At 61.0% G+C, this 16,079-nt stretch carries 21 protein-coding genes; 7 read left to right on the top strand and 14 right to left on the bottom strand.

Annotation, left to right across the window (positions count from 1 at the left end; all coding sequences use genetic code 11):
• Positions 1 to 4: 4 nt before the first annotated feature.
• Both CQW31_RS13325 and CQW31_RS13320 read right to left on the bottom strand, forming a co-directional pair.
• Positions 5 to 484, bottom strand: coding sequence for an NYN domain-containing protein (locus CQW31_RS13325; protein ID WP_054883934.1), 480 nt, complete (start codon positions 482 to 484; stop codon positions 5 to 7).
• A 68-nt stretch (positions 485 to 552) separates the two neighbouring features.
• The gene (locus CQW31_RS13320; protein WP_099814669.1) at positions 553 to 1,326 is read right to left on the bottom strand and encodes a DUF2076 domain-containing protein; all 774 of its coding nucleotides are present in this window, start codon (positions 1,324 to 1,326) and stop codon (positions 553 to 555) included.
• A gap of 156 nt (positions 1,327 to 1,482) precedes the next feature.
• Between CQW31_RS13320 and CQW31_RS13315 the strand changes: the two genes are divergently transcribed.
• Positions 1,483 to 2,139: a YciC family protein gene (locus tag CQW31_RS13315; protein WP_099814668.1), complete on the top strand. Its 657-nt coding sequence runs from the start codon at positions 1,483 to 1,485 to the stop codon at positions 2,137 to 2,139.
• Between the two features lie 27 nt (positions 2,140 to 2,166).
• Complete coding sequence (locus CQW31_RS13310; protein ID WP_099814667.1) at positions 2,167 to 2,718, top strand: RNA 2'-phosphotransferase; 552 nt, start codon at positions 2,167 to 2,169, stop codon at positions 2,716 to 2,718.
• Between the two features lie 33 nt (positions 2,719 to 2,751).
• On the opposite strand, the gene CQW31_RS13305 is transcribed toward CQW31_RS13310, so the two are convergent.
• From CQW31_RS13305 to CQW31_RS31630, 3 genes are all read right to left on the bottom strand, one after another.
• Entirely contained in the window at positions 2,752 to 3,180 is a 429-nt protein-coding gene (locus CQW31_RS13305) for a hypothetical protein (RefSeq protein WP_054883931.1), read from the bottom strand.
• Positions 3,181 to 3,365: 185 nt separating this feature from the next.
• A complete protein-coding gene (locus CQW31_RS13300) occupies positions 3,366 to 4,154 on the bottom strand; it encodes a VENN motif pre-toxin domain-containing protein (protein ID WP_249342197.1) in 789 nt (262 codons plus the stop codon).
• Positions 4,147 to 4,290 (bottom strand): hypothetical protein, encoded by a 144-nt coding sequence (locus CQW31_RS31630; RefSeq protein ID WP_249342198.1) that lies wholly within the window; start codon positions 4,288 to 4,290, stop codon positions 4,147 to 4,149. Before CQW31_RS31630 ends, CQW31_RS13300 begins: the two co-directional genes overlap by 8 nt.
• Before the next feature lie 117 nt (positions 4,291 to 4,407).
• Between CQW31_RS31630 and CQW31_RS30895 the strand changes: the two genes are divergently transcribed.
• Positions 4,408 to 4,602, top strand: coding sequence for a hypothetical protein (locus CQW31_RS30895; RefSeq protein WP_143524219.1), 195 nt, complete (start codon positions 4,408 to 4,410; stop codon positions 4,600 to 4,602).
• A gap of 505 nt (positions 4,603 to 5,107) precedes the next feature.
• On the opposite strand, the gene CQW31_RS13290 is transcribed toward CQW31_RS30895, so the two are convergent.
• The 6 genes from CQW31_RS13290 to hrpB all read right to left on the bottom strand — a co-directional run bounded on the left by CQW31_RS13290 (position 5,108) and on the right by hrpB (position 10,478).
• Positions 5,108 to 5,290 carry a hypothetical protein gene (locus tag CQW31_RS13290; protein ID WP_143524218.1) on the bottom strand — a complete coding sequence of 61 codons (183 nt, stop codon included), beginning with the start codon at positions 5,288 to 5,290 and terminating at the stop codon, positions 5,108 to 5,110.
• A 19-nt stretch (positions 5,291 to 5,309) separates the two neighbouring features.
• A complete protein-coding gene (locus CQW31_RS13285; RefSeq protein WP_099814665.1) occupies positions 5,310 to 5,840 on the bottom strand; it encodes a DUF2247 family protein in 531 nt (176 codons plus the stop codon).
• Between the two features lie 384 nt (positions 5,841 to 6,224).
• A complete protein-coding gene (locus tag CQW31_RS13280; RefSeq protein ID WP_099814664.1) occupies positions 6,225 to 6,596 on the bottom strand; it encodes a hypothetical protein in 372 nt (123 codons plus the stop codon).
• Between the two features lie 209 nt (positions 6,597 to 6,805).
• Positions 6,806 to 7,129: a hypothetical protein gene (locus CQW31_RS13275; RefSeq protein WP_099814663.1), complete on the bottom strand. Its 324-nt coding sequence runs from the start codon at positions 7,127 to 7,129 to the stop codon at positions 6,806 to 6,808.
• A 134-nt stretch (positions 7,130 to 7,263) separates the two neighbouring features.
• On the bottom strand, positions 7,264 to 7,875 hold the full coding sequence (locus CQW31_RS13270) for a VENN motif pre-toxin domain-containing protein (protein WP_212632740.1): 612 nt from the start codon (positions 7,873 to 7,875) through the stop codon (positions 7,264 to 7,266).
• Between the two features lie 74 nt (positions 7,876 to 7,949).
• Complete coding sequence (gene hrpB / locus CQW31_RS13265; RefSeq protein ID WP_099814662.1) at positions 7,950 to 10,478, bottom strand: ATP-dependent helicase HrpB; 2,529 nt, start codon at positions 10,476 to 10,478, stop codon at positions 7,950 to 7,952.
• A 115-nt stretch (positions 10,479 to 10,593) separates the two neighbouring features.
• Between hrpB and CQW31_RS13260 the strand changes: the two genes are divergently transcribed.
• Both CQW31_RS13260 and CQW31_RS13255 read left to right on the top strand, forming a co-directional pair.
• Complete coding sequence (locus CQW31_RS13260; protein ID WP_054886744.1) at positions 10,594 to 11,013, top strand: hypothetical protein; 420 nt, start codon at positions 10,594 to 10,596, stop codon at positions 11,011 to 11,013.
• Between the two features lie 25 nt (positions 11,014 to 11,038).
• Positions 11,039 to 11,908 (top strand): cation diffusion facilitator family transporter, encoded by an 870-nt coding sequence (locus CQW31_RS13255; protein ID WP_099814661.1) that lies wholly within the window; start codon positions 11,039 to 11,041, stop codon positions 11,906 to 11,908.
• Between the two features lie 77 nt (positions 11,909 to 11,985).
• Here CQW31_RS13255 and CQW31_RS13250 read toward each other — a convergent pair whose 3' ends face one another.
• Complete coding sequence (locus tag CQW31_RS13250) at positions 11,986 to 12,804, bottom strand: DUF6515 family protein (protein WP_099814660.1); 819 nt, start codon at positions 12,802 to 12,804, stop codon at positions 11,986 to 11,988.
• Positions 12,805 to 13,195: 391 nt separating this feature from the next.
• On the opposite strand from CQW31_RS13250, the gene CQW31_RS13245 reads away from it, so the two are divergent.
• Together CQW31_RS13245 and CQW31_RS13240 are read left to right on the top strand one after the other, a co-directional pair.
• Positions 13,196 to 13,672 (top strand): Lrp/AsnC family transcriptional regulator, encoded by a 477-nt coding sequence (locus tag CQW31_RS13245; protein WP_003249795.1) that lies wholly within the window; start codon positions 13,196 to 13,198, stop codon positions 13,670 to 13,672.
• A gap of 52 nt (positions 13,673 to 13,724) precedes the next feature.
• Positions 13,725 to 13,928: a DUF2788 domain-containing protein gene (locus tag CQW31_RS13240; RefSeq protein WP_027917747.1), complete on the top strand. Its 204-nt coding sequence runs from the start codon at positions 13,725 to 13,727 to the stop codon at positions 13,926 to 13,928.
• 4 nt (positions 13,929 to 13,932) lie between these two features.
• Here CQW31_RS13240 and CQW31_RS13235 read toward each other — a convergent pair whose 3' ends face one another.
• Together CQW31_RS13235 and amn are read right to left on the bottom strand one after the other, a co-directional pair.
• Positions 13,933 to 14,568, bottom strand: coding sequence for a pseudouridine synthase (locus CQW31_RS13235; RefSeq protein WP_054886731.1), 636 nt, complete (start codon positions 14,566 to 14,568; stop codon positions 13,933 to 13,935).
• 6 nt (positions 14,569 to 14,574) lie between these two features.
• On the bottom strand, positions 14,575 to 16,038 hold the full coding sequence (gene amn, locus CQW31_RS13230; protein WP_054886730.1) for an AMP nucleosidase: 1,464 nt from the start codon (positions 16,036 to 16,038) through the stop codon (positions 14,575 to 14,577).
• Positions 16,039 to 16,079 lie beyond the last annotated feature (41 nt).

The following is a 16,079-nucleotide window of genomic DNA, read 5'->3' as shown; positions in this document are numbered from 1 at the left end:
AACCTTAGTGCTTGAGCAACAGCGCGCCCTCGATGGGCACATAACGGGTGGCGGCGCGAATCAGCGACAACGCTGTCAGGCCGGGCACGCCATAGACTACCGCCTCGGTGCCGTGGCGCTGGATGACCCGTTCCAGCAGCAGGTCGAAGTCACCATCACCCGAGGCCAGCACCACCTGGTCGACCCGGCTGGCGGCATCGATCACATCGAGAGTGATGCCCACATCCCAGTCGCCCTTGGCCGAACCGTCGCTGCGCTGGATGAACGGCTTGAGGCGCACGTCGAAACCGAGGTTGCGCAGGATCTGCTGAAATTGCTGCTGCTTGCTGTCACCGCGATCGATGGCATAGGCGACGGCCTCGACGATCTCGCCTTCGCGGCTGACCTCCTTCCACAGTGCGGTGTAGTTGAAGTGGCAGCCATGGGCCTGGCGCACGGTGTAGTAGAGGTTCTGCACATCGGCGAACAGCGCGATCTTTTTCACCACATACCCTCGACATGAAAAGGGGCGCAATGCGCCCCTTCGGAAATGCCAGCAGTATGCCAGACCGGTCAGACGAACGTATCGTCATCCGAGAAGAAGCCACCACCATCGTTGCCGTAGTCGGTATCGGCCCAGCCGCCCTGGTCATTGCCCCAGCCACCGTTGTCGGCGACCTGCTGCTGCGCCCCCTGGTCATTCCAGCCGCCGTTGTCACTGGCCGGTGCCGGCTCTTCCTTGATCACCTCGACCACCTCTTCAGGCTGCGAGTTGTGGTGGAACAGGCTGCTGATACCTTGCGCCAGCAACACGCCACCGGCGACGCCCGCAGCGGTCTGCATTGCACCACCGAGGAAGCTGCTGGCGCCGCTGCGCGCTGGCGCGGCGCCAAAGCCAGGCTGTTGCGGCTGTGCTTGAGCCTGCATCTGCGGCTGCGGTTGCGGCTGAGAGAAGCCTGGCGCACTCGGCTCGCGCCAACCGCCACCCGATGCTACCGGCGCACTAGGGCGCTGCGGCTGAACCGGCTCCGGATTGCGCGCACCGGCACCGAAGATGCTGGAGAGGAACCCACCGCCGCCATTGCCACTGCTGGCACGGGTCGCCTCAAGCTGGGCACGGGCCTGCTTCAGTTCGGCCTCCAGTTGCTTGTTCTGCTCATCCAGGCGCTTGATCGCGGCTTCCCGAACCAGGATCGCCTGGGCCATGTAGTAAGGCGCTGCCGGCTGCTGGCGGACATGCTCCTCGATCCGTGCCTGCGCCTGCGCATCGCGCGGCTGGCTTGGGTCTTCGGCTTGCTTGATGCGGCCGAACAGGCCGTCGATCAGGGTTTGTTCATCAGTGTTCATTGGGGCTACCTCATGGGCTAGCAGGACATCGGACATGGCAAAGATGGGGCGCCCGGCCCAAGGATTCAATCACCGCGCGGGTGAAACTTTTTTCAGCAAGCGACCGCTCTGGGCTAAAGTTAGGCCCCTGCTTTTACTGCCTTGCGATATTGACTGATGAATCCGCTGAGCGTTCTGCGCGACTCCCTGTACTTCTTCCGCCGCCACCTGGCCAGCATCATTCCGCTATGCCTGCCGCTAGTGGTGCTCGAAGCCCTCTCCACCCAGCTGCTGTACCGCCAGCTGGGCGAGCAGGCCTCGCCGGCCTACGGCATGCTGATCAGCCTGTTGTTCTATCCGCTGTACAGCGCGGCGCTGATCCTATACCTGGACACCCGCAGCAACGGCCAGGAGATTCGCAAGCGCGACCTGTTCGCTCGCGCCGTGCAGCTGTGGCCGCAACTGGCCCTGCTGATCACGATCAGCTCGCTGCTGATCATGGCCGGCCTGGCGCTGCTCGTGTTCCCAGGCGTGTGGATCATGATCAACCTGGTGTTCGCCGAGTACCTGCTGGTGCTGCGTGGCCTGCCGGTGGTGCAGTCGATGCGCGAAAGTGCGCGCATGACCACCGGGCACTTCCTGCGCATCATGATCTGCGTGCTCGGCGTGCTGGCACCAATCTGGCTGATCGATGGCCTGCTGCTGATGGCCTTCCCCGAGCCCGCGCCGGGCGTTGAACTGGCCCTGGATAGCCTGAGTGGGTTCTTGCAGTTGTTCAGCACCGTGGTGCTGTATCGCCTGTTCATGTTGCTGGAAGCGCAAGAGCAAGCCTGAAGAACCGAATACCGGAAAAGGACGACCATGAGCAGCAAACACCTGACCCAAACCAGCAAGTTTCTGAGCTATGTCTTGCGCCATGAGCCTCATGCCGTCGGCCTGCAACTCGATGCCGAAGGCTGGGTGGATATCGATGCCTTGCTTGCTGGCGCGGCAAAGGCAGGCCGCATGCTGGACCTGACAACGCTCCGTGAAGTTGTCGAAAGCAGCGACAAGAAGCGCTTCACGCTCTCCGAAGATGGCCAGCGTATTCGGGCTGCACAAGGGCATTCGGCTTCAGGCGTGAATCTCCAGCACACGAAAAAGCAGCCGCCGCCGGTGCTCTATCACGGGACGGCAACACGCTTTCTTGAGTCAATTCTGCAGCAAGGGCTGATTGCGGGTGCACGCCACCATGTGCACCTGTCGCAGGAAACCGTGACGGCGGTCGCTGTCGGGCAGCGATATGGGAAACCGGTGCTGTTGAAAATCGATGCCCAGCGCATGCATCGGCAGGGATTCAGGTTCTACCAGTCTGAGAATGGCGTGTGGTTGACCGAAGCGGTCCCCGTTGAATTCCTCTTGGTGGACGATTAACTGGCCTAAGGCTTACGGCGCAGCGGCCTCGCCCTACTCGCCTGCCTTGGTCTTCAAGGAGTTCAGGATTCTGCCGATGTAGACGCCCGTTCTGCGGTCAACCGCAGCCGTGACCATACTCAACGGGCTTATTTGCGCAAATTGCCCTTTCATCTCGACCAACTGTGGGCGCCCGCAAAACATGTCCTGCTTGTCTTGGTCATTCATGAACCACTTGCCTCCAAGATGGCGCCTGAACACCTGCCCCACGTACCTGGCCGCGCCATCGATGATGGCGGCCTGATCTTTCGGCTTTAGTGCATCGAAATTTTCGTAACGACGAAGCAACCAGGCTTCCAGATAATCCAGCGAGGCAATGGAATAGTCGAATTGCTCTCGGTCGCCTGTTGGAAAACTGTGCAGGAAGCGATCGATGGCATCGTTCATGTCCATAAGCCAGTACTCGAAAAGATCGGCATTCAATCAAAGGGCTCCAGTGAAATCGTTGCTGGCCAGCAGGTTGAGGCGATTGCTGGATTCCATCACCCCATCATATCTCCACCTACCGGATGCTGTGGATTCACTGTATAGGATTTCAGCTTGTTAGGATCAATCACCGCTTCCCCAGCATTGGGAAGTGCGCCGTCGACAGCTTTTACCCCCCCTTTTCACCCCAAGCCGCCGCCCGTTGCAGCGCCTGCCAGCGCTGAGGCAAGCGTCGCCAGCGCAGAAATGGTCTGTTTCTCTTCCTCACTCAGTTGATCCCGAGGCTTGTCAGGATAGATCCGAGCGGCTATCAACTCACCAGTCGCTGCGCCGGCCGCACCTGCAACCGCCGAGTTGCCCTGGGCCTGAGCCACCACGACACCCAATACGGCATGGGCCATGATCCGGACGTTTTCGTTATCACCCGCTACTTTCTTGATAACGCCGGCCAGGTACGGTGCCGAGGCACCGGCAAGCGCACCACCGATGTTGCCACCGGCCAGCCCCTGCAGGGCGGCCGTAACGGCTTGCGTCACCTTCTGGTAATCACCACTGGTCCCGTACTTGCCCATGATCCGCTGGTAAGCATCGGTAGCGACCAGCTTGTCTTGATAGGCCTTGAGGTCCTTTTCGCTCGCCCCTTCTCCCGGCGCCTTGATCCCGCGCGCCTCAAGTTCAGCACGCGCCTCCTTGTCGGCCTTGAGCTGGCCCTCGGTGCGGACGATGTCCGAAACCTGGGTGCCGATCTCGCCTATCATCTGCACCTGCTGCAGGCGCCGTTGCTCTTTCTCTTTGTCGAAGATCGGGCTGATGCTGTCGTTGGCATGCTCGACGTCGTGGCTGAGGCTGGCGACATCCTGCTTCTGCTGGCCCGGATCGCGGATTTCCAGGGTACCTTCGGAAACGGCTGAGGACGTGGTGCCGCTGGCACTGCCGCTGTGGTTGTAGGCGATCAGCGTGCCGCTAGGCATGTTGCTGGTGAAACCCGACGAGCCATTGTTGCCGCCCCTGACGCTGGCTCTTGAACTGCGCCTTGTTCTCGATATCGCTCCAGCCAAGAGTGCCGGTGCTCAGGTGGTTCTCGTCGGCCCCCCGCAGTACTGGCAAACACGCTGCCATCGAGTTGAGTGTACTTGCCTACAGCGATGTTCCAGACGGCTGGACTTGCCCCGGCAGCCCATCAAGCCTGCAAAGGCTGGCAAGCGGCGTATTTAGGTAGCGGCGTTGCCGGAACTGGCCGGGCTGCTCTCGACCACACTCGAACAGCTGTTTGGTCAGCAGCAGGAAACCACTTTGCGTAAGCGTGGCCCGGCTCCAAAATGGAAACAGCAACTGGAAGCCATCGACCAACTGCCCAAGAGCGAAGGGAGATTTAGCAGCAAGCAGATAAACAACACCGGCGCGCGAGAGCAGTGTTGAACAAATACTCCTATTGACTAGCTTTGGTAACCATCAAACTCCCAAGAAAATACTTTTCCTAGCTATATCGCGATAGTTACCCAGTTGTCTCCCTCGCAGCGACTCACACAATCATGAATCAATCTATTCGTAGTCGAAATTCATATTTCCGAACAATTAATATACCTCTCCCCCACCGCGCTTCCCATACTGTCTCTTGCAGCCACTTTGGTGGCCAATAAAAGCTCAAAATCATCTGCCCATTGCGTGCAATCAAGCCCGATCTGAACACGAAAATTCAGAGAAAAATTGTCTACGCTCTCAAGGCAGTAAGTCTCAACATAAAAAATGTCATTAGAAATGCCTTTTATAACAGCAAGCACATTCCTCCTCATCAGCTACATCCAGAGGACTATTACTTACTCTTACGCGCTGACCTGTTACAGGGTTGACGCTGTATGCTCCAAATTCTCCTGCACGCCTGCCGGCTTCCACCAGGCGGCTGTTGACCAAGCCGTTAGCGGCCTTAACCGACAGGTTGCTGCTGGCGCGCAGGTCGCCTTCGTTGCGCACCGTTGGGCGCCCGGCAGTCATTGCTGTGGACCAGGTACAACACGGGCACCTGCACCTGCTCGCCGTTCACCTCCGAGCTCTTCAGCCTGACGATGTTATGGATCAGCGCCGCCACCTGCTCCGAGATCAGGCTCACGCCCACGACCAGGTCCAGCCTATGCGTCGGAGTTTCCGTCGTCCGGGTGCAAAAACTGATTGGACCGATCCCCCTCAAGCTCTCGTCTAGATGATTCCAACATAGTGGACCAGACTTTAAAAATTTTGTCCTCACCCTCTAAAGACGAATCTACTGCAGGCATGTACCTGACAATAGGCTCCATGGACTCTGGATAATCAAAATCCGCATATATCTCTTCAACAACCGCCAATGGATCTTGATATTTATCTCTATTTACAAAGACCCATAAAAGAATCAGAAACAGCCAAGCCTTCTCTGAGCCCTTATCATCTCGCACATCCTGAGCAGCAAGCTGAGCCACGCACTCCCGAACATCACTATCCTGATCGCCATCCAGAGAGGCCAGGTCATACTGACCCGCTGAAGACTCAGGAGAAAGCCCTATAAGAGTATATTGGACAACACCACTTGGAGTTAGATAGCCACGCCCCAAGCCGTAATTAATATCCCCCCAACTTAACCAAGGCGCCTCTGAGTAGCAGAACTCACCATCTAAGATCATATGCATATCTAGCCTCTTATTTTGGCAACCTAGATGGTACTTGGTTGGGACTGCCCGTAATTCTTCCAGCAGGGATAAATCTCTGATGAGTCAACTCGCCCTTCGAGTTTACGAGCCACTCGAATATCTCCGATTTACCATCCACCACGCCTTCCATCTGAGTCAAATTGTACGACTTCCCGTCCCAGCCACGAATGGTGAACAACCTACCCTTCTCTGGGAGCCCTTCTGGATATCTACATCAGCGATATCTAAGCGGCGGGCATAGTTCGCAACATCGACAACAGTATTCACCGTCACCTCTCGCTGCTCCCAGCCAATTGTCGAATGATAAATATCCACTGCGGCATTGGCCTGCGGCGCCCGCACCCTTTGGACCAACGAACCAGTCTACCTCGGCAAAAAACGTCTACGCAAAAATGTTTTGTAGTCATCAGGCGCCGCACTTATTAACGCCTCGATATCATCACCACGAACCAGAGAATGGTCGATTATAGACTCAACAAAATAGTACAGATACTCAGGATTCTCACTCAACTCCAGCTCAAAACCCCAAAGGAATACCAGAATTTGCTCAAATGAATTTTTCTGCACCAGAGCGCAACCTAAAAACTCGTAAGCGGATACGTATTGTGAATCTTCAACAACACCACCCATCCCGCCCAACTCTTTTAACGAAGCCTCCAGAGCACCAGCGGAAAAGAAGGGTAAAGAAACCAACCACAGAACAAATTTTCTGAAGCACTCATCGACCAAGAGCATTGTCGATATCCCTTATTAGCTGTTTGGCAAAATCAATATCCCGCTGACCGTAAGGGTATTTGCCGGGTGGTTGATTCTCAGAATTAGAACTAGATCTCTTTGTCTATTACTGACCTTGATGACTTTTTCCCATGCTCAGCAGGAGACAACATGTCGCCTGTAGCTGGGCGTATCCACGCTAGCTTTTGCACCGACTACCTTGGTGCTCTTTAAAAAATTTCATGCCTTAGCAATTTAAACCCACCACCTTGGCTAATCAATTTTTCTATCTCAGTCGAACGATTTGTAGCATTTACATAAAGCAAGATTTTATAGCTCGCGTAGTTCTGCTCCACTGGATCGCCGTCAAAAGGATCAGTATTCAATTTTAAAACAAAATTCTCTGAATCACTCTTGCCCCACATATAATAAACACCACCTTGATAAGAGCTATCTCTTTCCTCAAAAGTCTCTCCCAGCGCCTTTTCCACATCACTTCTCGCCGACAAAAGACATGATTTTTCCGCACCATAGAGATCATACACAGTAGTCATTTCGGTAACACCGCACTCGGAGCACGACTTACGGCTGTTGCCGCAGAGTCATAGATCATAAACTTCGCGTCCTGCTTGGGCGCTCATCTTACTCGACAAATCCTTCAAACCAAGGGCTTGCAAGTCTCTTGCACTCAACGGCCCTGTGCGAGTTCCGCCACTCCGATTGCTGCGGCGAGATAATCCAGAGCGCTTTCGGCCTCCGCAAAGCTCTTTATATCACTGGTCACCGGGACATAATCAGCACCCGTCGCCACGATCTCTTGCAGGTTTTTACGGCGCTCATCGTACATCTTCACCGAGCAGGCTTCTGAGCTTAGCCCTGCGCAATTCTGCTGTTTGTAGCGTTCGTTTTCTGCCTTGACCCGTTCCTCGGCGACGACCTCTGGCGTCTTGCCTGCCGCCAAGGCCTCGGCAACATCACTCAGCGCATTGTTTTCCGCAGAGTTCCTCCCCGCCTGGCCCGCTGCAACGGCATCTCCCAAGCCGCCGCCCGTTGCAGCGCCTCCCAGCGCTGAAGCAAGCGTCGCCAACGCAGAAATGGTCTGTTTCTCTTCCTCACTCAGTTGATCCCGAGGCTTGTCAGGGTAGATCCGAGCAGCTATCAACTCACCAGTCGCTGCGCCGGCCGCACCCGCAACCGCCGAGTTGCCCTGGGCCTGAGCCACCACGGCACCCAATACGGCATGGGCCATGACCCGGACGTTTTCGTTATCACCCGCTACTTTCTTGATAACACCGGCCAATTACGGGGGCGAGGCTCCGGCAAGCGCACCACCGATGTTGCCACTGGCCCGCAATCCCCTTCTCCAGACGCGTTTCAGGTACCGCGCGGCTTGGCCCGTGCGGTAGCTTCGGCCACCAGCGGATCATCAGGCCAGTAATGCTTCGGGTAACGCCCCTTCAGGTCCTTCTTCACCTCGGCGTAGGTGGTACGCCAGAAGTTGGCCAGGTCCTGGGTCACCTGCACCGGCCGCCGCGCTGGCGACAACAGATGCAGTTTTACCTGCTGGCGGCCCTGGGCAATGCGCGGCGTATCGGCCAGGCCGAACAGTTCCTGCAGGCGCACGGCAAGGATCGGCGGGTGTTCGCTGTAGTCCAGGCGGATGTTCGAGCCGGACGGCACCGCCAGATGCGCCGGCGCCCATTCGTCCAGGCGCTGCGGCAATGGCCAGGGCAGCAGGTTACGCAGGATCGACGGAAGGTCCAGCGCGGCGAAGTGGCTCAGGCGCGAGACCTTGCCCAGGTAGGGCAGCAGCCAGTCTTCCAGCGTCGCCAACAGCGCCTCGTCCCCCAGATCGGGCCATTCGCTTTGCCCGTCCTTGTCCAGATCCAACTGACGCAGCAGCGCCACCCGTGCTTGCCACTGGCGCAGCTCCGGGGTCCAGGTGAGCAGGTTCAGGCCCTTGCGCCGCACCAGGCCAAGCAGCGCCCTGGCGCGGGCCTGGTCATCCAGGCCGGGCAACGGTTCGCGGCCCACTATCAGCTCGCCGACCTTGGTCTGGCGCTCGGCGCGCAGCACTTGCTCGCGCTCGTCCCAATCAAGGACATCGACGCGCTCGACCTGCTCAGCCAACACATCTTCGAGCAGCGCGGGGTCGAACTCGGCCGCCAGATAGATGCGTTCTTCGCGCTGGCCCTGGCGGCTACCGAGGTCGGCGATTACCAGCCAAGGGCATTTCATCAATGCGTCAACCTCGGCGAACAAGGCGGCCCGGCCATTGGCCAGACGATACTCGGCGCCACCTTCGCGACGCTGTTGGGCGACCCGGTCGGGATAGGCCAGCGCCAGCAAGGCGCCTAGCCAGCGGGGATGGTCGGGGGCGGCAACCGCCGCCGTGGCCTTGCCGCGCAACAGGCCACGGTACTGCCGAGCGAGTTGCCGCGCACGCTGCACGCCGCCCTGGCCACCCCGGCTGGCCTTGCTTTCACCGCTGACCAGCGCCAGGCGGCTGTGCAGGTCGGCACCACCACCGCGCTGGATATCTCGCTCGCCAAGCAAGCCCGCGACATCGCAGGCCATCGTTGCCAGGCCAAGGTCCTGGCCGCGCAACAGCAGGTGGGCGATGCGCGGATGAGCCGGCAGTTCGGCCATGGCCTGGCCGTGGTCGCTGAGGTTGTCGCGGCTGCCCGGCTTGAACGCGCCCAGCCGCGCAAGCAGGTCCTGGGCCTGGGCAAAGGCCGCTGCCGGCGGCTGGTCGAGCCAGCGCAACTGGTCGGGAGTGACGCCCCAACGCGCAAGCTGCAAGGCCAGGCCGGCAAGGTCGGCCTGGAGGATCTCGGCGCTGCCGTGGGCAGCCAGTTGGTCATGCTGGGCCTCGGACCACAGGCGGTAGCAGACCCCTGGTTCCAGGCGCCCTGCCCGGCCGGCGCGCTGGGTGGCGCTGGCGCGGGAAATGCGCTGGGTGTCCAGGCGGGTCATGCCGCTCCCCGGATCGAAGCGCGGCACCCGCGCCAGGCCGGCATCGATGACCACGCGCACGCCGTCGATGGTCAGGCTGGTTTCGGCGATGTTGGTGGCCAGCACCACCTTGCGCAGGCCCTGGGCCGGCGGGTCGATGGCGGCGCGCTGGGCACTGAGGTCAAGCTCACCATGCAGCGGGCACAGCAGCACATCTGGCCGCTCACCCAGGGCGTCCTGCAGGCTTTGATGCACACGGCGGATCTCGGCCTGGCCAGGCAGGAACACCAGCACGCTGCCAGGCTGTTCGGCCAACGCCAGCAATACGTTGTCCACCACCCGCGGCTCGATGAACTCGCCCGGCTGGAATGGCCGGCCCCAGCGGATATCCACCGGATGCATGCGGCCTTCGCTGCGCACCACCGGCGCGTCGCCCAGCAGCCGCGAGAGGCGCTCGCCTTCAAGGGTCGCCGACATCAGCAGGATTTTCAGCGCAGGCTCGTCACGCAGTAGTTCGCGGCCATTGAGGCTCAACGCCAGGGCCAGGTCAGCATCCAGGCTGCGCTCATGAAATTCGTCGAAGATCAGCAGGCCCACGCCGTCCAGCGCCGGATCGGACTGTAGCCGGCGGGTCAGGATGCCTTCGGTGACCACCTCGATGCGCGTGGTCGGCCCGACCTTGCTGTCCAGGCGGATGCGGTAGCCCACGGTTTCACCGACCTTTTCACCCAGTTCGCTGGCCAGGCGCTCGGCCGCCGCCCGCGCCGCCAGGCGGCGCGGCTCGAGCATCAGGATGGTCTGCCCGGCCAGCCACGGCTCGTTGAGCAGCGCCAGCGGTACGCGGGTGGTCTTGCCCGCTCCAGGCGGCGCTTCGAGCACGGCTTCATCGCGGTTATGCAGGGCTTCGCGCAAGGCGGGCAAGACAGCATCGATCGGTAAAGAAATCATGGTGGTCCTCGAACAGTCTGGCGAGTATAACGGCGAACCCAGCCTGCTCTATCATGGTCTTAGCTTCAGGTGCTGGCGCTTCGCTTGCCCTGCTGAATACTTTTCGGAGATTTACATGCGCATCCCATCCCGTGTCATCGGTGGCGCCCTGATCGTCACGCTGCTGACCCAACTGACGGCCTGCGGCACCATCTTCTACCCAGAGCGCCGTGGCCAGATCGGCGGCAAGATCGACCCCGTCGTGGCGGCAATGGACGCCATCGGCATCCTGTTCTATGTCATCCCAGGCCTGATCGCCTTTGGCATCGACTTCGCCACGGGCGCCATCTACTACAAAGGTGGGCACACCGCCCAGGTCGACCCGGTAAAACTGCGTGACGCCGTCAGCCCGGATGGCAAGGTCGACAACCTCAAGCTGCAGGCCATTCTGGAAAGCGAACTGGGCCAGCGCCTGCCGCTGGATGACCCGCGGCTGATCCAGCACCGCGGCAGCGTGGAGCAACTGGCGGCCCTGGGGCTGGTACCCGCAGCCTGACACTGACAAGGACAAAGCCCTGAGCATGATCACCCCAGCCGAGCATCAGCGTTTGCTGCGCCTGGCCACCCGCGCATCACTGGCGGTGGCCAGCATACTGGTGGTAAGCAAGGCTGTGGCCTGGTGGCTGAGCGGCTCGGTCAGCCTGCTGGCCGGGCTGACCGACTCGGCGCTGGATGCCGTCGCCTCGTTCCTCAACCTGCTTGCCGTGCACTACGCCCTGCGCCCTGCCGATGACGACCATCGCTTTGGCCACGGTAAGGCAGAGGCGCTGGCGGGCATGGCCCAGGCGCTGTTCATCGGGGTCAGTGCGGTACTGATCGGGATACAGGCCTATGAGCGCCTGCAAGCCCCGCAACCGCTGGGTGACACAGCCATCGGCATCGGCGTGATGCTGTTGTCGCTGGCGCTGACCGTCGCTTTGCTGGCCTTGCAGCGCATGGTGATTCGCCTGACCGGCTCGACCGCGGTGCGCGCCGACTCGCTGCACTACCGGTCCGATCTGCTGCTCAACGGCAGCATCCTGCTGGCCCTGCTGCTGGCACGCCTGGGCTGGGCGCAGATGGATGCGCTGTTCGGCTTGGGCATCGCGCTGTACATCCTTTGGAGTGCACTGCAGATCGCCCGCGAGAGCACGGCGATTCTCATGGACAAGGAACTGCCGAGCGACATCGGCGAAGGGATGGTCGAACTGGTGCTGGGCATTCCGGGTGTCGAAGGCGTGCATGACCTGCGCACCCGGGTGTCAGGTAACCAGTGGTTCGTGCAATTGCACCTGGAGCTACCCGGGCAGCTGCCGCTGAATGCGGCGCACGACTTGTGCGTGCAGGCATCGGACGTCATCCGCCAGCGTTATCCACAGGCGGATGTGATGGTGCATGCCGACCCGGTGTGATCATTGGCAGGCACTGTCTTGCTCATTTTTTAAAGGTCGGCTCGATCCCTGTGGGAGCGAGCAGTTCCTCTCAGGCGTCAGTTGACGCTGTAGCCGCGGCCGCTGAAACAGGCGCTCAGCGCCCGTCGGTAGTTGCTCGCCACTTCGCCGGGAGGCGCATAAGGCGCCGTTGCCGGGTCGAAGCCTGACTGGCTTACCGCCCAGCGGTGGCACTGGTAGCGGTCCTGGTCCTGCTGCTCCTGCCCCTGGCCATACATCGGGTAGGCGATCACGTCGTAGCTGTTGCCGGCCGGCGCTGCCGCCGACAACGGTGCCGGGGCCATGGCGGGCGGGTTGACCACGACGTACTCCTGGCTGTCGGCCAGGTACTGGTAGTAGGTGTCGGCCACAAGGAAGAACAATGCACCGCCCAGCCAGACTTCCCGCGCATAGGAAGGCAGGTAGTTGACCCGCACGCCGTAGGGCGGGGTTACCACCACGTAGCTGCCCCCATGCGGGCGATACCAGTAACCGCCGGAGTAGAAGTAATCATCGCCGCGGTAGGGCACCTTCCAGTAGCGGTCCCGGAAGTGGTCGATGGTATGCCCCGGGCGATACTGCGGCCCGGGGCCCCAGCCATTACCGTGGCCATCCGGGCGCCCCTGCCAGTCGCCACCGGGCCGTTGCCCTGGGCCGCCGGCTTGCCAGTGGCGGTAGTCGCCGTTGTGCCGGGGTATATCCTGGTAATAGCCCTGCCGCGCGGGCTGCGTCTGCTGCACTTCGTCACGCGAGTTGAGAGCGCGGCCAGGGGCTCCCTCGTTGCCGTGCCCCTCGCCCGGGCCTTCGGCCATAGCCCCGAGGCTGATACTCAAGCCCAGCAAACCAACACCTGCCAACTGCCAGATGCGCGACTTCATGTTGTTCCTCACGGTAAAGAAAACGGCATGCTGCCAGTCTACCGCGCTGGCACTAAGGGCAGATGAAATTGCGGCCATGAAAAAAGGGAGGCCATTGGCCTCCCTTTGAGAATTGTCGTCCGTGCTCGGCACTTGTGGCGCCGGCTCACCTCACAGCGTCTTCTGGAAGCTGTGTAGCCCGGGGGCCTGCAGATCCTGTTGGATGGCTGGCCGCGACCGCCCGCCTAGGGCGCGTCGCCGTGGACTGATGTCCGGGCAGTGATTCTGGGGTTAACGATACGGGAGCGGTAGCGGCACAGGATTGCGAAGATTGCTCAGATAAATAGCGCTTGCGCAATTTTTAACCCTGGATCGATAATTCACCGCAATCCGAACAGAAAAGGCCTTTTCCATGAGCAAACTTGACCGCTACGACCTGAGCATCCTCGCCGAATTGCAGCGCGACGCGCGCATCTCCAACCAGGAGCTGGCCGAACGCATCGGCCTGTCGCCATCGCCATGCTCGCGTCGGGTCAAGCAACTGGAAGACGACGGCTATATCTCGCGCCAGGTCGCCCTGCTCGATCGCAAGAAACTCGGCCTGAGCCTCACCGCCTACGTGCTGATCGGCATGGACCGGCACACCCCGGAGCGCTTCGAGACATTCGAAGCCGCCATCCGCAACCTGCCGCAGGTGCTCGAGTGCAGCCTGGTCACCGGCATGGATGCCGACTACCAGCTGAAGGTGGTGGTGCCAGACATGGACCACTACCAGAAACTGCTGCTGGGCAGCCTGACCCGCATCGAAGGGGTGACCAGCGTGCGTTCGAGCTTCGTGCTCAACCAGGTTCTGGCAAGCACCGAGCTGCCACTGACGCACCTGCGTTAGACGCCCACCCGCCCGCGTATAATCGCAAGCTCAGCCTGCCTGGAGAACACAGATGGATCCCGCCGTATTCGAAGAGTGGATGATGATCGTGCTGGTCACTGTACTGATCGGCTTCATGGGCTTCATCGTCTGGGACCTGGCGAAAAAGTCCAAGGCCGGGCGCTTTGGCACGATGATCCTGTTCTTCGTGCTCGGGCTGGGAGTGCTGGCCTTCATCATCAAGAGCGTGGTGGTGGCGTTTCTCGAAGGGGTCTAGGCCATCAACGCGCGAGCTTCGGGGCAACCTCGCGCCAGCAGCCCTGCTCCAGCCCATCCAGCGCCCAGTCGCCGATCCGCACTCGCACCAGGCGCAAGGTCGGCAAGCCGACCGCGGCAGTCATCCGCCGCACCTGGCGATTACGCCCTTCGCGAATCACCAGCTCCAGCCAGCTGGTCGGTACGCTCTTGCGAAACCGTACCGGCGGATTGCGCGGCCATAGCTCGGGCTCGTCGAGGCGCCGCGCTTCGGCTGGCAGGGTTGGGCCATCATTGAGCTCCACGCCATCGCGCAAACGCTGGATCTGCTCGTCGCTAGGTTCGCCTTCCACCTGCACCCAATAGGTCTTGGGCAACTTGTGCCTGGGGTCGGCAATGCGCGCCTGCAAGCCGCCATCGTTGGTCAGCAGCAGCAGGCCTTCACTGTCACGGTCGAGCCGACCGGCCGGGTAGATGCCAGGGATATCGATGAAATCCTTGAGCGTCGCGCGCCCTTCTCCGTCACTGAACTGGGTCAGCACGTCGAATGGCTTGTTGAACAGGATCAGGCGTGGCTCGGCCGGTGGCGCCTTGGCCTGGCGACGGGGGCCGGCAGGCCGCGCCTGGGGGCGGCGCGGCTTGGAACGGGGTGGCAGTGGCATGGATCCTCAGCGGAACGGCGGCTCATCGAAGCTGCGCAGTTTACGCGAGTGCAACGAATTGAGCTCGGTGCGCAGCAGGTCGAGGGCGGCGATGCCGATCTTCAGGTGCTGGCTGACCGCACGGTTGTAGAAGGCATTGGCCGAGCCGGGCAACTTGATCTCACTGTGCAGGGGTTTGTCGGACACGCACAGCAAGGTGCCATACGGTACCCGCAAGCGATAGCCCTGGGCGGCGATAGTGCCGCTTTCCATGTCCACCGCCACGGCACGCGACAGGTTGATCAACGGCCGCTCCTGGGCCCAGCGCAGCTCCCAGTTGCGATCGTCGTAGGTCAGCACGGTGCCGGTGCGCAGGCGCTTCTTCAGCTCTTCGCCACGCTCGCCGGTCACCTGTGCCGCGGCTTCCTGAAGTGCCAACTGCACTTCGGCCAAGGCCGGAATCGGAATGTTCGGCGGCACCACGCGGTCGAGGATCCCATCGCGGCGCATGTAGGCGTGGGCCAGCACGTAGTCGCCGATGGTCTGCGACTGACGCAGGCCGCCGCAGTGGCCGATCATCAGCCAGCAGTGCGGGCGCAGCACCGCCAGGTGGTCGGTGATGTTCTTGGCGTTGGACGGGCCGACGCCGATGTTGACCAGGGTCACGCCATCACCGTCACCGGCGATCAGGTGATAGGCCGGCATCTGGTAGCGGTGCCAAACCACGCTGGCGACCAATGCCTGTGCTTCGCCGTGGTCCATGCCCTTTTCGATCACCACGTTGCCTGGCAGCACCATGCGCACGAAGCGCGGGTCTTCACGCAGCTGCTCGAGGCCGTGGCTGATGAACTGGTCGACATAGCGGTGATAGTTGGTCAGCAGGATCCAGGGCTGCACATGGCGCCAGTCACTGCCGGTGTAATGCACCAGGCGACGCAGCGAGAAGTCCACGCGGGCGGCATCGAACAGCGCCAATGGCAGGGTTGCGGCATTGCCCCAGTCGTACAGGCCATCGGCGATGTTGTCGGTGGCTGCCGACAGGTCGGTGCTGGGGAATACTCGCGCCAGCTCGGCGGCGGTAATGCCGCTGCCAGCCAGCTCATCGCCCTGGTCAACCACGTAGGGGTAGGGAATGTTCTGCTCGCTGACGCCGACTTCCACAGTCACTGTGTAGTCATGCATCAGCGGTCGCAGCTGCTCCAGCAGGTAACCGCGGAATGCCGCCGGCTGGGTGACGGTGACGCTGTAGGTGCCCGCCACCTGGACCTTGGCGTAGGCGCGCGTGGTGGCAGCCACTTCACCGTGGCTGTAATAAGTCAGGCGCAGTGCCGGGTAGCGATACAGGGCGCGCTCGTCGGCACTCGGTTCGGTACGGTCCTTCAGGTATCGCTTGAGGGCCTGGCTCAGAGCCCCGGTGGCCTGTTCATGCAGGGCCGCCAGACGGTCGACGGCCTGTTCGGGGGTATCAACGACTACAAAAGCTTGGCTCACACTGGGCTTCCTGTCTGGACATGCATGTCAGCCATCTTGCC

Source organism: Pseudomonas sp. 382 (assembly GCF_002759075.1).
Taxonomy (GTDB): domain Bacteria; phylum Pseudomonadota; class Gammaproteobacteria; order Pseudomonadales; family Pseudomonadaceae; genus Aquipseudomonas; species Aquipseudomonas vlassakiae.
This window is presented reverse-complemented; position numbering and strand designations above follow the sequence as displayed.

What these genes read in the sequence shown, in the direction of transcription:
- CQW31_RS13310 (WP_099814667.1), top strand. Translation starts at nt 2,167, where the DNA reads ATGAGCAGCAAACACCTGACCCAAACCAGCAAGTTTCTGAGCTATGTC.
- CQW31_RS13275 (WP_099814663.1), bottom strand. Translation starts at nt 7,129, where the DNA reads ATGACTACTGTGTATGATCTCTATGGTGCGGAAAAATCATGTCTTTTG.
- CQW31_RS13240 (WP_027917747.1), top strand. Translation starts at nt 13,725, where the DNA reads ATGGATCCCGCCGTATTCGAAGAGTGGATGATGATCGTGCTGGTCACT.
- CQW31_RS13235 (WP_054886731.1), bottom strand. Translation starts at nt 14,568, where the DNA reads ATGCCACTGCCACCCCGTTCCAAGCCGCGCCGCCCCCAGGCGCGGCCT.
- CQW31_RS13250 (WP_099814660.1), bottom strand. Translation starts at nt 12,804, where the DNA reads ATGAAGTCGCGCATCTGGCAGTTGGCAGGTGTTGGTTTGCTGGGCTTG.
- CQW31_RS13285 (WP_099814665.1), bottom strand. Translation starts at nt 5,840, where the DNA reads ATGCATATGATCTTAGATGGTGAGTTCTGCTACTCAGAGGCGCCTTGG.
- hrpB (WP_099814662.1), bottom strand. Translation starts at nt 10,478, where the DNA reads ATGATTTCTTTACCGATCGATGCTGTCTTGCCCGCCTTGCGCGAAGCC.
- CQW31_RS13315 (WP_099814668.1), top strand. Translation starts at nt 1,483, where the DNA reads ATGAATCCGCTGAGCGTTCTGCGCGACTCCCTGTACTTCTTCCGCCGC.
- CQW31_RS13320 (WP_099814669.1), bottom strand. Translation starts at nt 1,326, where the DNA reads ATGAACACTGATGAACAAACCCTGATCGACGGCCTGTTCGGCCGCATC.
- CQW31_RS13280 (WP_099814664.1), bottom strand. Translation starts at nt 6,596, where the DNA reads ATGCTCTTGGTCGATGAGTGCTTCAGAAAATTTGTTCTGTGGTTGGTT.
- CQW31_RS13260 (WP_054886744.1), top strand. Translation starts at nt 10,594, where the DNA reads ATGCGCATCCCATCCCGTGTCATCGGTGGCGCCCTGATCGTCACGCTG.
- CQW31_RS13245 (WP_003249795.1), top strand. Translation starts at nt 13,196, where the DNA reads ATGAGCAAACTTGACCGCTACGACCTGAGCATCCTCGCCGAATTGCAG.
- CQW31_RS13300 (WP_249342197.1), bottom strand. Translation starts at nt 4,154, where the DNA reads ATGCCTAGCGGCACGCTGATCGCCTACAACCACAGCGGCAGTGCCAGC.
- CQW31_RS13255 (WP_099814661.1), top strand. Translation starts at nt 11,039, where the DNA reads ATGATCACCCCAGCCGAGCATCAGCGTTTGCTGCGCCTGGCCACCCGC.